Source organism: Pararhodobacter aggregans (assembly GCF_003075525.1).
Classification (GTDB): Bacteria; Pseudomonadota; Alphaproteobacteria; order Rhodobacterales; family Rhodobacteraceae; genus Pararhodobacter; species Pararhodobacter aggregans.
In genome coordinates, this window is sequence record NZ_QDDR01000007.1 from 273120 (window position 1) to 285791 (window position 12672).

The following is a 12672-nucleotide window of genomic DNA, read 5'->3' on the forward strand; positions in this document are numbered from 1 at the left end:
CGGGCCTGACCGGCGCGGCCAGAGCACAGACCCTGTGTCGACCGTGTCGGCATTCGCAGGCCAATTCGGCCTGACGCATCACAAGGCTTGAGAAAGACAGGAGATTAGCGTCCTAATAACCCTTCGACCGCGAGATTCGCGTCGTAGTTGCGTGTGATTGCCCAGTCCCTGCGGAGGTAAGGAATTGGATGACGAGCGTTTCGTCGAGACCTCGGAGTTGCGGGAGCAGATCGTCCTGGTCCTTCGGCTCAGCCTGACACCGGCGTGTCTGGGTGCGGCCTTCATCCCGCTCGCCGCGTTTTTCCCCGCCTTTGACACGGTGATCGTCTGCGACCCGGCCGGGCCCGCCGCGCCGCTGCAGGACGCCATTGGCGCGCTGGCCCGGACACTGCGGCACCGGCCGCGCGCGCTGGCCACGCCGGAGGCGGGCGGAGCGCCGGAATGGCCGCTGGCATGGCCCCTTGGCGAGGGGGTGATGCGCGGCGTACCGATCCATGGTCCGGACGGCGAGGCGCTGGGCCTCTTCGTCATCGCCACCCGCGAGGCGGGGACGGCGCCGCTGGAACAGCCCTGCGTCGCCTCGGCCCTGGCGCTGCTGCGCAGCCTGGTGAAGGGCAGCGGCAGCGCCCACCAGCTGCTTCTGGCCTACAGCATCGAGAAGCGGCGCGCGCAGCGGCTGGCGGCGCTGGCCGAGAGGGACGGGCTGTCGGGGCTGCTGACCCATCAGGCCTTCCGCGCGCGCTGCAACGAGCGGCTGGGCGACGGCGCAGGACGGCATGCGCTGATGATGGTCGATGTCGACCGGATGAAGCAGGTGAACGACGTCTACGGCCATCCGTTCGGCGATGTCTATCTGTCCGAGATCGCCGCGGCGCTGCAGCGCAGCCTGCCCGGCGACGCGGTGATCGGCCGGATCGGCGGCGACGAATTCGCGGCCCTCGTGACCCTGCATGCCGATGTGAAGGACCAGCTCGAGGCGCAGATGAACCGCTGCGGCAGCGATGTGCAGCGGGTCGCGGCGCGGCTGGGCAAGCCCAACCTCGGGCATGTCAGCATCGGCGCCGCGGCGCAGACCAGCCCGCAGATCCCGCTCGATGTCCTGATCGAACAGGCCGATGCCGCGCTCTACGCCTCCAAGCAGTCCCGGTGCCGTCCGGGCGAGATCTATGACGCGTCGGTCCACGCCAATTTCAGCGCCACGCTGATCCGGCCGCGGTTCCTGCGGGCCATCCGGCGGGGCGAGCTGGAGCCCTATTTCCAGCCGATCATCGACCTGACCACCGGGCGGCGCGCGGGCTACGAGATGCTGGCGCGCTGGAACGATCCGCCCCGGGGCCTGCTGGTGCCGCAGCAATTCTCGGCGGTGTTCTCGGCCCCGGAACTGGCCGAGAAGCTGACCGAGGCGCTGCTGGACAAGGCGCTGGCCGCCTTTGCCGGCTTTGCCGAGGCACCGGGGCAGACCCTGTCGGTCAATCTGGGCATGGCCGATCTGGTCAAGCCGGAATTCGTGTTCGAGGTTCAGACGCTGCTGACCCGCCACAGCCTGCGCTGGGAACAGATCGTGGTCGAGGTGACCGAGAACACCATGCTGGGGGCGACCACCGGGCCGGTGTTCCAGAACCTCACCGAATTGCGCCGTCGCGGGGCGCGGGTGGCGCTGGACGATTTCGGCACCGGCTATGGCGGGCTGGGTCATCTGCGGCTCTGGCCGGTGGACATGATAAAGATCGACCGCAGTTACGTGGCCGAGATGCGGCAGGGCCCCTCGCAGCGGGTGATCGCCAAATCCCTGATCGAGATCGCCCGGGCCTTCAACCTGTCGCTGGTCGCCGAAGGGGTCGAGGACGCGCCGACCGCCGAGATGCTGCTCGGCATGGGCTGCATCCTTGCCCAGGGCTATCACTTCGGCCGCCCGGCGCCCGAGCGGGCCTATCGCACGGCGTGAGACGCTTTTGTCGCCCCGCGCCCGCCTCCGCCGTCGCTGCGCGCCGCTGGCGTCGGGTGGGGCGGTGCCAGGCAGGTGGCACCGGAAAGCGGAGGAACAGGTCATGACCGACTCCGAAGAAAAGGCCCCCGGGGACAGGGCGATCCCGCTGGTGGTGATCGGGGCCTCGGCCGGGGGGCTGGTGCCGCTGGAACGCTTCTTCGCCCATGCGCCGGATTCCGCGGGCTGGTGCTTTGTCGTCATTCAGCACCCGTCGCCCGATCACCGCCCGATCACGGATGCATGGCTGGCGCGGAAAACCCGGCTGGCCATCCGCCATATCGAGGACGGGGCCGAGATCGCGCCCGATACGATCTTCCTGAACCGGCCGGACACCCGCGCGGACTTGCAGGGCGACGTGTTTCGCACCGCGCCCCATGCCCCCGAAGACCCGGTGCCGTATCGGCCCATCGACACGATGGTCGCCTCGCTGGCGCCGCGCGCCGGGGGCAAGACCGCGGCGGTGATCCTGTCGGGCGCGGGCCGCGACGGGGCGCAGGGGGCGCAGGTCTTTCACGCCGCGGGCGGGGTGCTGGTGGTGCAGGACCCGGCCGAGGCGGATTTCCCCTCGATGCCGCAGGCGATCCTGACGCTGGGCATCCATGACCGGGTCGCAGGCGCCGCCGAGATCCCGCAGGCGATCCACGAGATCTTTGGCGCCATCCCGAAACCGGCGCCCGAGGCCCGCCCCGGGACCGAGGACATCTTCCTGGCGATCCTTCGCCTGCTGGAACGCCAGCGCCACCTCGATGTCAGCGCCTGCAAGGAAACCGACCTGCAGCACCGGATCATCCGGCGGCAGCATCTGCGCGGGATCGAGGATCCGGCCGGGTATCTGGCGCTGCTGCGATCCTCGCCCGAGGCGGTGAACGAGCTGTACCACGACCTGCTTGTCGGCGTGACCGGGTTCTACCGCGATCCCGAGGCCATCGCCCGGCTGCGGGAGACCGCGCTCGCCCCTTTCGCCGCCGACCTCGGCACCGAGACCCCGGTACGGGTCTGGGTCGCCGGATGCGCCGGCGGCGAGGAGGCCTATACCATCGCCATCGAACTGGCCGAGGCCCTGCGCGCCACGGGCAACCCGCGGGGCTTTCGCATCATCGCCACCGATGGGCACCAGCCCTCCATCGAGCGGGCCTCGAACGGGACCTATCCGGCGGCGGCGCTGCGCAAGATCCCCAAGCCGCTGCGCCAGCGCTATTTCGAACGGCGGGGCGAAGACTACACGATCGGCGCCTCGCTCAGGCAGCGGATGATCTTTTCGGTCCATGACACGCTCACCGATCCGCCGTTTCTGGACCTCGATCTGGTGTCCTGCCGCACCTTCCTGATCTATCTGCGGGAAAAGGCGCAGGCGCGGGTCATCTCCATGTTCCTGTTCGGGCTGCGCAAGCATGGCGTGCTGCTGCTGGGCCCGTCCGAGACGCCGGGCCAATTCGCCGATGACTTCGAAACCCTGGACGGTCGCTGGCGGCTGTTCCGCAAGACCTCGGGGCCACGGGTTCTGGCGCGCGAGGGTCTGCCCAGACGTCTGACCCGGCGCGTCCCCGGGGACGAGGCGCCCGGCGTCCCCCGGGGGCAGGCGGCGCCGACCCTGTCGCGGCGGGCCTCGGCCGGGCCGGGCGACTATGCCGAGCACCGCGGGCGCGAGGCGTTGATCAGGACCACTGAGCACCTGCTCGAAACCTATGCGCCCTCGTCGATCATCGTCTCGTCGGATGGCGAGGTTCTGGCCTGGTTCGGCGCGGCAGGTGCCTTGGTCGACACCCCCAACGACCTGACCGAATGGTCGGTGGAACACATCCTGCACCGCGACCTGCATTTCCTCATCAACCGGGCGCTGGAGAAGCTGCGCGGCGGGGCGATGGTTCCGTTCTCGCGCCGGGTGACGGTCGATCTGAACGAGGGGCGCCAACAGGGCGTGACCCTGCATTTCGAGCCGCTGGACCGGCACCGGGAACCGCTGCTGTTGCTGATCCGCGTCCGGCTGGAGGCCGGTGGCGAGGAAGCGCACGCGGTCGATGAGGCGCGGGTCACGGTCAGCGCCGGGCACGAAGAGCAGCCCGCCGAACTGTCCCGCCTGCACACCGAGACGGAATCGCTGCTGACGATCCTGGACATCGGGCTGCTGGTGGTCGACGCAAGGCTGAACATCCGTCGGTTCAGCAACCATGTGGCCCGCTGGTTCCTGCTGGAAAAACCCGATGTCGGGCGCAGCCTGAGCGTGGCGGGGCCGAAGCTGTCCTTCGTCGACCTGCCCGCCGAAGTGACGCGGGCCATCGAGGACGGCGCCGTCTTCTCGGGTCAGGGCATGACCGACTCCGGCCCCCTGTCGCTGGAAATCCATCCCATCGCCGACCAGCGCCACGGCGGACAGCCAGACGCGGCCTTCGTCATCTTCCGCAGGCCGACACGCTGAGGCGTCGGCCCCTTTCGGTCAGCGGGGTCAGGCGGCGGGCGCGAGCCGGTCCAGCGCGTGGCAGGCCGCCTGACCGATGGGGGTCGGCCGGGGCTGCGGCACCTCGCGTTTGCAGCGGTCATGGACCAGCGGGCAGCGCGGGTGGAAGGCGCAGCCGGGGGGCGGGGAGATCGGGTTCGGGATCTCGCCCTCGACCGCGTGGCGCCGGCGGCCGGACAGCGCCAGATCCGGCACCGCATCCAGCAGCATCCGGGTATAGGGATGCTGCGGCTCGGAAAACAGGCGCTTGCCCTGCGCCACCTCGACCAGACGGCCGAGGTAGAGGACGCCGATCCGGGTGGACATATGCCGCACGACCGACAGGTCATGGCTGATGAGCAGGTAGGTCAGGCCGAATTCGTCCTGCAGATCGCGCATCAGGTTCAGGATCTGCGCCTGCACCGACACGTCCAGCGCCGAGGTCGGCTCGTCGCAGACGATGAACTCGGGTTTCGAGGACAGGGCGCGGGCGATGGCGATCCGCTGGCGCTGGCCGCCCGAGAACTCGTGCGGGAACTTGTTCACGTCACCCGCGGACAGGCCCACGACCTCGAGCAGCCGTGCGGCCTCGTTGCGGGCGTCGGTCGGGTTCATCAGGCCGAAGGTGCGGATCGGCTCGGCGATGATCTCGCCCACCCGCCAGCGCGGATTGAGGCTGGCGAAGGGATCCTGAAAGATCATCTGGAAGCGGCGGCGCAGGCTGCGGGGGATGCCCGCGCCCGTGTCGATCTTCTGCCCGGCAAAAGTGATGGTGCCCGCGGACGGCGGCAGCAGGCCCACGACCATCTTGGCGATGGTCGATTTGCCGGACCCGCTTTCGCCGACCAGCGCGAAGGTCTCGCCTTTGGCGATCTCGAAACTTACATCGGCGTTGGCGGTGAGGAATTGCTTCTCGTCCCGCTCGATCACCCGGTTGAGCCAGGGTTTCGAGACGTCGAAACGGCGGGTCAGGCCCTCGATCTTCAGCAAGGGTTCAGCCATGGGGCACCTCCTGCGCTTTGGCGGTGTCGTGCAGCCAGCAGGCCACCTGACGCCCGCCCGCCAGCGCCAGCAGCTCGGGGCGGTCGGTGAAACAGGGGGCGAAGGCCCGGTCGCAGCGCGGGTTGAAGGCGCAGCCCTGCGGGATGGCATTGAGCCGCGGCATGGCGCCGGGGATCTGCACCAGCCGGTCGCTTTCCTGGGTCAGCGTCGGGATGGAGCCCATCAGGCCGCGGGTATAGGGATGCAGCGCCTCGGTGATGACCTCGCGCACCGGCCCGATCTCGGCCACGCGCCCGGCATAGAGCACGGCCACGCGGTCGGCGGTCTCGGCGATGACGCCCATGTCATGGGTGATGAGCATGACGGCAGCGCCGCGTTCGGCGCAGATGTCCTTCAGCACCTCGATGATCTGCGATTGCACGGACACATCCAGCGCCGTCGTCGGCTCGTCGGCGATGACCAGCTCGGGCTCGGCGCAGAGCGCCAGCGCGATCACCACCCGCTGCCGCATGCCCCCAGAGAAATGATGCGGGTAATCGTCGATCCGGCGGGCGGCGGCGGGGATGCCCACGCGGTCCAGCAGGGCCACGGCGCGCTTGCGGGCCTCGGCTTCCGAACAGTCGATATGGGTGCGGATCGTCTCGATCAGCTGCTGCGCCACGGTATAGAGCGGGTTGAGCGAGGTCAGCGGGTCCTGGAACACCATGCCGATCCGCTTGCCGCGGATCCTGCGCAGGGCCTCGGGACGGAGGGTGTCGATCCGCTCGCCCTTGAGCCGGATCTCGCCGCCCGCGATGCGGCCGGGCGGCTCGATCAGGCCGATGATGGCGGCGCCGGTGATGGATTTCCCCGCACCGGATTCGCCGACCATGCCCAGCACCTCGCCCGGCATGATGTCGAAACTCACGCGGTCCAGCGCGCGCAGGGTTCCGCGGCGGGTGGGGAATTCCACCACCAGATCGCGGACGGACAGAAGGGGGTCAGCCATGGCGGGCTCCCTTAACGAAGACGGGGGTTCAGCGCGTCGCGCAGCCAGTCACCAAGCAGGTTGACCGACAGCGCCAGCGCCAGAAGGGTGAGGGACGGGAAGAGCAGGATCCACCACTCGCCCGAGATCAGGAAGCCCTGGCCGATGCGGATCAGCGTCCCGAGGCTGGGCTGGGTCGGCGGCACGCCGACGCCGAGGAACGAGAGCGTCGCCTCGGCGATGATGGCCAGCGCCAGGCTGATCGTGGCGATGACCAGCACCGGGCCCATCACGTTGGGCAGGATGTGGCGGAACATGATCTTGGCCGGATGGGCGCCGATGACCCGGGCGGCCTGCACGTATTCCTTGTTCTTCTCGACCATCGTCGCCCCGCGCACGACCCGGGCGAATTGCACCCAGTCGCTGAGGCCGATGGCGACGATCAGCACCCAGATCGCCAGCTGGTCGCGCATGTTGTCGGGGATGAAGCCCCGGGCGATGCCGAAGATCAACAGCGCGATCAGGATCGCCGGGAAGGCCAGCTGCACATCCGCGACCCGCATCAGCGCGCCATCGACCCAGCCGCCGCGCCATCCGGCGTAAAGCCCGATGGAGATGCCCAGCGTCATGGCAAACAGGACCGCCATGGCGCCGACGAAAAGCGAGGTGCGGGTGCCGTACATGATGGTGGACAGCATGTCCCGGCCCTGATTGTCGGCGCCCATGAGGAAGGTCTCGCCGGTGAAGGCGTTCGGCTCCATCGGCGGGGTGAAGCCGTTCATCAGGTTGAGGCCGCCGGGGTTGTAGGGGTTCATCGGCGCCAGCCAGGGCGCAAGGACCGCGCAGGCGATGATGGTCAGCGCAACCAGCGTGGCGACGATGGCGACCGGCGCCGTGCGGAAGGCATAGAACAGGTCGCTGTCCCACAGGCGATAGAGGCGGCCGGGGGTCTTGCCGGGGGTGTTCGGGGTCATGGCGGGGCTCCCGTCAATGGGCCTTGCCGGCGCGGTCCACGCGCAGGCGGGGGTCGACGGCGTAATAGAGAAGGTCGACGATCAGGTTGATGACCACGAAGATCAGCGCGATCATCATCAGATAGGCGGCCATCACCGGCACATCGACGAAGCGGACCGAGTTGATGAACAGCGCGCCGACGCCGGGCCAGTTGAACACCGTCTCGGTGATGATGGCGAAGGCGATGATCGAGCCCAGTTGCAACCCGGTGATGGTGATGACCGGCACCAGCGTGTTTTTCAGCGCATGGCCGAAGTTCACCGCGCGGGCCGACAGGCCGCGGGCCCGGGCGAATTTGATGTAATCGGCGCGCAGGACTTCCAGCATCTCGGCCCGGACCAGCCGCATGATAAGCGTCATCTGGTAAAGGCCCAGCGTGATGGCGGGCAGGATCAGCGCCAGGCGCCCGGAATGGGTCAGCAGGCCCGTGGACCAACAATCCCCCAGCGCCACGACCTCGCCCCGCCCGTTCGAGGGCAGCCAGCGCAGTTCCACGGCGAAGACCCAGATCAGCAGCACGCCGATCAGGAAGGTGGGCAGCGACACGCCGATCAGCGAGGCAGTCATGATGATGTTGGACAAGACGCCCCGGCGTCTGAGCGCGGTATAGACGCCGAGCGACAGCCCCAGCACGAAGGCCAGAAGCCCCGAGACCAGCGCCAGCTCGACCGTGGCGGGCAGGCGTTGCAGGATCAGCTCGGTGACCGGCATCTGCAGCCGGTAGGAGATGCCGAATTCGCCTTGCAGGGCATTGCCCAGGAAGCGGCCGAATTGCAGGACGATGGGGTCGTTCAGACCCAGGCTGTCGCGCAGGGCCTGGCGGTCGGCGATCGAGGTCTCTTGCCCGACCATCGAATTGATCGGGTCGCCGACGAAGCGGAACAGCGTGAAGGATACCGCGGCGACGGCGATCATGACGATGACCGATTGCAGCAGGCGACGGATGATGAAGGCGATCATGGGCGGGTCCCGGAATGGGGCGAGCGCAGGGAAATCAGCGGCGCTGATGTCTGGGGCCGAAGCGGCGCCCGGGCCGGAGAAGCCCGGGCGCCTTGACCAGGCGGATCAGTCGATGGTGACAGTCCACAGGGTCGGCGAGTTCTCGGGATGAACGTCGATGTTGATCCCCTCGCGGACCGCATAGGCCAGCAGCTGGTTGTGCACGTTCAGGAACACGCGGTCTTCCATCACCCGGTCCCAGATGCGGGCGATGGTGGCGTTGCGCTCGTCCAGATCGGTCATCGTGGCGATCTCTTCGATCATCGCGTCAACCTCGGGGTTCGAATACTGGCCGCCGTTATAGGCGCCATACGACCCTTCGCGGGTGTGAACCAGGAAGTTGAAGACATAGGCCGAATCGAAGGTCGGCACGCCCCAGCCCAGCAGATAGAAATCCGTTTCCAGATTCTCGATCAGCGGGAAGTGCAGCGAGCGGGTCTGCGAGTTCAGCGACACGTTGATGCCGATGCGGCCCAGCATGCCGACGGTGGCCTGGCAGATCGCCTCGTCGTTCAGGTAGCGGTCGTTCGGGCAGTCCAGCTGCACCGAGAAACCGTCCGGATAGACCGAGCGCACCAGTTCCGCGGCCCGCTCGTAATCCGGCGCGCCATAGGCGTTCATCTCTTCGGTCCAGCCGTTGACGAAGGGCGGCAGCGGCGCAGCCGAGGGCTGCGACTGGCCGCGCATCACCACCTGACGGATCGCGTCGCGGTCAAGCGCCAGCGCCATCGCTTCGCGGATCTCGGGATGCGAGAAGGGGTTGTCCGCCACGTTGGTCGACCGCAGGGTCGGCGAGGTCGCGTTATAGGCGAAGAAGATGTTGCGGTTCTCGGGCCCGGTGGTGATGGCGATGCCGTCGGTCTGTTCCAGACGGGCGATGTCCTGCACCGGCACGTCCTGGACGAAATCGACCTCGCCCGACAGCAGCGCGGCGATGCGGGTCGCGGCCTCGGCGATCGGCTGGTAGATCACCTCGGTCACCTGCGGCGCGTCACCGTAATAGCCGTCGAAGACCGAGAGCACGGTGCGCACTTCGGGATCGCGCGAGACCAGCTGATAGGGGCCGGTGCCGTTGGTGTTGCGAACCGCGAAATTCTCCTCGCCGGCGGCGTAGTTCTGCGGCGCCACGACGTCATTCGCCTCGGCCCAGGTCTTGTCGACGATGAAGAAGTTGGTGAGGTTGTTCGGATAGAGGGGCGACGGACCGCTCATCTGCACATGCACGGTGTACTCGTCCACCGCCTCGGCGCCGACCACATCGGCGTGGATGGCGCGGAAGCCCGAGCTTTCGTGCAGCACGCGCTCATACGAGAACACGACGTCTTCGGCGGTGAAGGCCGAGCCGTCATGGAAGGTCACGCCTTCGCGCAGGTGCAGCACCCAGATCGTCGGGTCTTCGGGGTGAATTTCCCAGCTGGTGGCCAGATCGGGCGTCAGCGAGCCATCGACGGCGCGCGACACCAGGGTGCCGTAGACATGGCGCAGCAGCGCCAGGGTCGGGCCTTCGTTCTGGCTGTGCGGATCGAGGGTCAGCGCATCGGCGACGCGGGCCCAGCGGACGGTTTCGGCCTGTGCGGCCCCGGCGGCCAGGGCCAGCGCGGCAACCGAAGCCGAAAGGCTCAGTGCGCGAGCGAGCTTGGTCATGGTCGTCTCCTTGATGGTGATTTGCCTGCTTCTTTCAGACAATCAGAGGAAGAGACACAGATTTTATCAACGAGTCAATTCTGCCGCATCGCCCCGGTGCCGCTTTTATCGCCAAATGCCGTAACGGCAGCAGAGCAGATCGGAAACCGCTGAATAAACTGTCCGACCGCGGATGGCTTCTTGTGCCGGAAGCCTTTGACAGGATTGCGTTTTCTTTCCCGTCTCGGGATACGGCGCTGTTTGCTGCGAATGCAGCGTCGGAATTCCCGGCCCGTTGTGCGGTCTTTGGCCCGCGGCGGGTAATTCCTTGCCGTGCGAAGGTTTCCAAAAGGATCCGTCAACCGCCGACCGAGGGCTTTCCGCCGCCCCGCCCCCAGCCCGGAAAGGCAGGGAGCAGGGCGGCGGCCCGATCAGAAGTCCAGCCGCCAGGTGAGGCCGATCTGCGGCGTGATGGAGCCGGTGCCCAGCCCGTCCAGCCGGACCTCGCCGGTCCAGTTCAGCCCGCGGCCCGAGTCATAGCCGAAGCCCAGCCAGGCCCGGCCGCGCGTGTCGGCAATCGGCGCGGTCGAGGTCAGGTTTTCCAGACCGCCGTTTGAGAAGACCAGCGAGCCGCCGCCGTTGACCGTCAGCACCCCGCGCTCCAGCGCATAGACCCTGCGCACATCGAGCCCCAGCTCGCCCTGCAGCAGCGAGACGCTCTGCGCGGCGATCGGGTTGCCGTAACCGTCGATGAAGCCGTCGTGGCTGTCGGTGGTCTGGCTGATGGCAAGGCTGGGCGTGAAGATCAGCGCCCCGCGGGTCATCTCGCCCGCCAGCCGCACCGAGCCCAGCCAGCGCTCAGTCTCGAAGCCCGAGATGGTCAGGCCGTTGTCGATCGACAGCCGGTTGCGGGTCTGGCCATAGAGCAGCCGCGCCTCGTAGAACAGCGGGTTGTCGCCGATCTGGCCCGCCACATAGGGACCGGCCAGCCAGCCCTGCCCGCGCACGAAGCCGGTGGCATCGGTGCTGGTCATGCGGTCGAATTGCAGCATGGCGCCGAAGATCAGCCGCGGCCCGCTGACGAATTCCGCCCCGATCACCCCGAACAGATAATCCGACTGCAGGCCGCCGTCGTTGTTCCAGCGGCCATGGATATCGGCCCAGATGCCGCTCTGCCAGGAATTGCGGAAGGCGAATCTGCCGTCGATGCCGCGGCTGGCGATGTCCAACCCGCCCGGCGCGCTGCCGCGCAGCCGCGCGATCAGGTCGGGCTGGCTGGCCAGCAGCGCATCGGCGCGGTGCAGCATGAAGGTGGTCACCCGCTCTTCGGTCAGGGCCACGATCTGGCCCTCCACCCGCAGCAGGTTCGAGACCAGATTGGCCGCCCCCAGGCTCGAGTGCGCGACACCGGCCGGGATCTGCACCGTGACATCGCCGACCCCGGTCGGGATGATGGTGATGTCATAGCTCTGCCCCAGGCCGCTCAGCGCCGTGGCGCTGCCGCCGGTCACGGTGATCTCGCCCAGCATGAGCCCGGTCACCGCTTCCGAAAAGGCGGCGCTGACCGTGATCGGCGCCCGGCTGGTGATAGCGGTCGCCGCCGTGCTGAGCGTCACCGAGGGATAGACGGTGATATGCGTCAGGCTGGCCAGCGAGGCGGCGGCATTGCCGTTGCCGGCCGCGTCCTGCACCCGGTCGGCCGGCAGCATGACCGAGACCGGGCCATCCTGGACCGGGGTGATCTCGATCACGTAATCGGTGCCCGAGCCGCTGACCGTGACCGTGGCATTGGTCGCCACGATCTCCGAGGCGGTGAGCCCGTTGACCGGCTCCGAGAAGGTCAGCCGCAGCGTATAGACGCCACCGACCGGCCCGGTCAGCTGCGAGGAGACGATGCCGGGCGGCGTCGAATCATGCAGCGCCGTCACCGGGGTCGAGGCGGTGTTGTCGTTGCCCGCCAGATCCTGGGTCGCACCGGCCGGGACGGCGACGCTGAAGGGCCCGTCGGCCAGCGGCGTCAGGGTCAGGGTAAAGACCTCATCCCCGCCCGCGATGGTGGCCGTGGCGTTGGTCAGCGCCAGATTGCCGGCGGCAAGGCCGGTGACGGGTTCCGAGAAGGTCGCCGTGGCGGTATAGACCCCGCCAGCCGGCCCGGTGATCGGCGAAAGCAGCACTGTCGGCGGGGTGGTGTCCGGCGGTGGCGCGATCACCTGGCTCAGGACCGGCGAGGTCGCCGCCGCGTGGTTCGCATCCCCGGCGTAATGCGCGGTGATCTCATGCGTGCCGGTGCTCAGCGCGCCGGTGGTCAGCGTCGCCGCCCCGCCCGTGAGCGTCCCGGTCCCCAGAAGCGTCGCCCCGTCGAAGAAGCTCACCTCTCCGGTCGGCCCGTCGCCCCCGGCCAGCGTCGCCGTGAAGGTGACGCCGCTGCCCAGCACCGCCGGGTTCACCGAGGAGACGAGGCTCAGCCCGGGGCTCAGCGGCGCGATCACCTGGCTCAGGACCGGCGAGGTCGCCGCCGCGTGGTTCGCATCCCCGGCGTAATGCGCGGTGATCTCATGCGTGCCGGTGCTCAGCGCGCCGGTGGTCAGCGTCGCCACCCCGCCCGTGAGCGTCCCGGTTCCGAGAAGCGTCGCCCCGTCGAAGAAG

8 protein-coding genes are annotated in these 12672 nt (G+C 68.3%); 2 read left to right on the plus strand and 6 right to left on the minus strand.

All coding sequences use genetic code 11. The features are described from left to right. Positions 1-184 precede the first annotated feature (184 nt). Positions 185-1945 carry a putative bifunctional diguanylate cyclase/phosphodiesterase gene (locus DDE23_RS14915; RefSeq protein WP_107752533.1) on the plus strand — a complete coding sequence of 587 codons (1761 nt, stop codon included), beginning with the start codon at positions 185-187 and terminating at the stop codon, positions 1943-1945. Positions 1946-2048: 103 nt separating this feature from the next. After that, positions 2049-4403 carry a CheR family methyltransferase gene (locus DDE23_RS14920; RefSeq protein WP_107752534.1) on the plus strand — a complete coding sequence of 785 codons (2355 nt, stop codon included), beginning with the start codon at positions 2049-2051 and terminating at the stop codon, positions 4401-4403. A gap of 27 nt (positions 4404-4430) precedes the next feature. On the opposite strand, the gene DDE23_RS14925 is transcribed toward DDE23_RS14920, so the two are convergent. From DDE23_RS14925 to DDE23_RS14950, 6 genes are all read right to left on the minus strand, one after another. Then, on the minus strand, positions 4431-5423 hold the full coding sequence (locus tag DDE23_RS14925) for an ABC transporter ATP-binding protein (protein WP_107752535.1): 993 nt from the start codon (positions 5421-5423) through the stop codon (positions 4431-4433). Beyond that, complete coding sequence (locus DDE23_RS14930) at positions 5416-6411, minus strand: ABC transporter ATP-binding protein (protein ID WP_107752536.1); 996 nt, start codon at positions 6409-6411, stop codon at positions 5416-5418. The genes DDE23_RS14925 and DDE23_RS14930 overlap by 8 nt, the downstream gene beginning before the upstream one ends. An 11-nt stretch (positions 6412-6422) precedes the next feature. Further along, positions 6423-7364 carry an ABC transporter permease gene (locus DDE23_RS14935; protein ID WP_107752537.1) on the minus strand — a complete coding sequence of 314 codons (942 nt, stop codon included), beginning with the start codon at positions 7362-7364 and terminating at the stop codon, positions 6423-6425. Positions 7365-7377: 13 nt separating this feature from the next. Beyond that, complete coding sequence (locus DDE23_RS14940; RefSeq protein ID WP_107752538.1) at positions 7378-8364, minus strand: ABC transporter permease; 987 nt, start codon at positions 8362-8364, stop codon at positions 7378-7380. Positions 8365-8469: 105 nt separating this feature from the next. Then, entirely contained in the window at positions 8470-10047 is a 1578-nt protein-coding gene (locus tag DDE23_RS14945) for an ABC transporter substrate-binding protein (RefSeq protein ID WP_107752539.1), read from the minus strand. Between the two features lie 410 nt (positions 10048-10457). Further along, the coding region (locus DDE23_RS14950) for an Ig-like domain repeat protein (RefSeq protein WP_192883733.1) at positions 10458-12672 on the minus strand (2215 nt) is incomplete at its 5' end.

What these genes read in the sequence shown, in the direction of transcription:
- DDE23_RS14920 (WP_107752534.1), top strand. Translation starts at nt 2,049, where the DNA reads ATGACCGACTCCGAAGAAAAGGCCCCCGGGGACAGGGCGATCCCGCTG.
- DDE23_RS14925 (WP_107752535.1), bottom strand. Translation starts at nt 5,423, where the DNA reads ATGGCTGAACCCTTGCTGAAGATCGAGGGCCTGACCCGCCGTTTCGAC.
- DDE23_RS14935 (WP_107752537.1), bottom strand. Translation starts at nt 7,364, where the DNA reads ATGACCCCGAACACCCCCGGCAAGACCCCCGGCCGCCTCTATCGCCTG.
- DDE23_RS14930 (WP_107752536.1), bottom strand. Translation starts at nt 6,411, where the DNA reads ATGGCTGACCCCCTTCTGTCCGTCCGCGATCTGGTGGTGGAATTCCCC.
- DDE23_RS14940 (WP_107752538.1), bottom strand. Translation starts at nt 8,364, where the DNA reads ATGATCGCCTTCATCATCCGTCGCCTGCTGCAATCGGTCATCGTCATG.
- DDE23_RS14945 (WP_107752539.1), bottom strand. Translation starts at nt 10,047, where the DNA reads ATGACCAAGCTCGCTCGCGCACTGAGCCTTTCGGCTTCGGTTGCCGCG.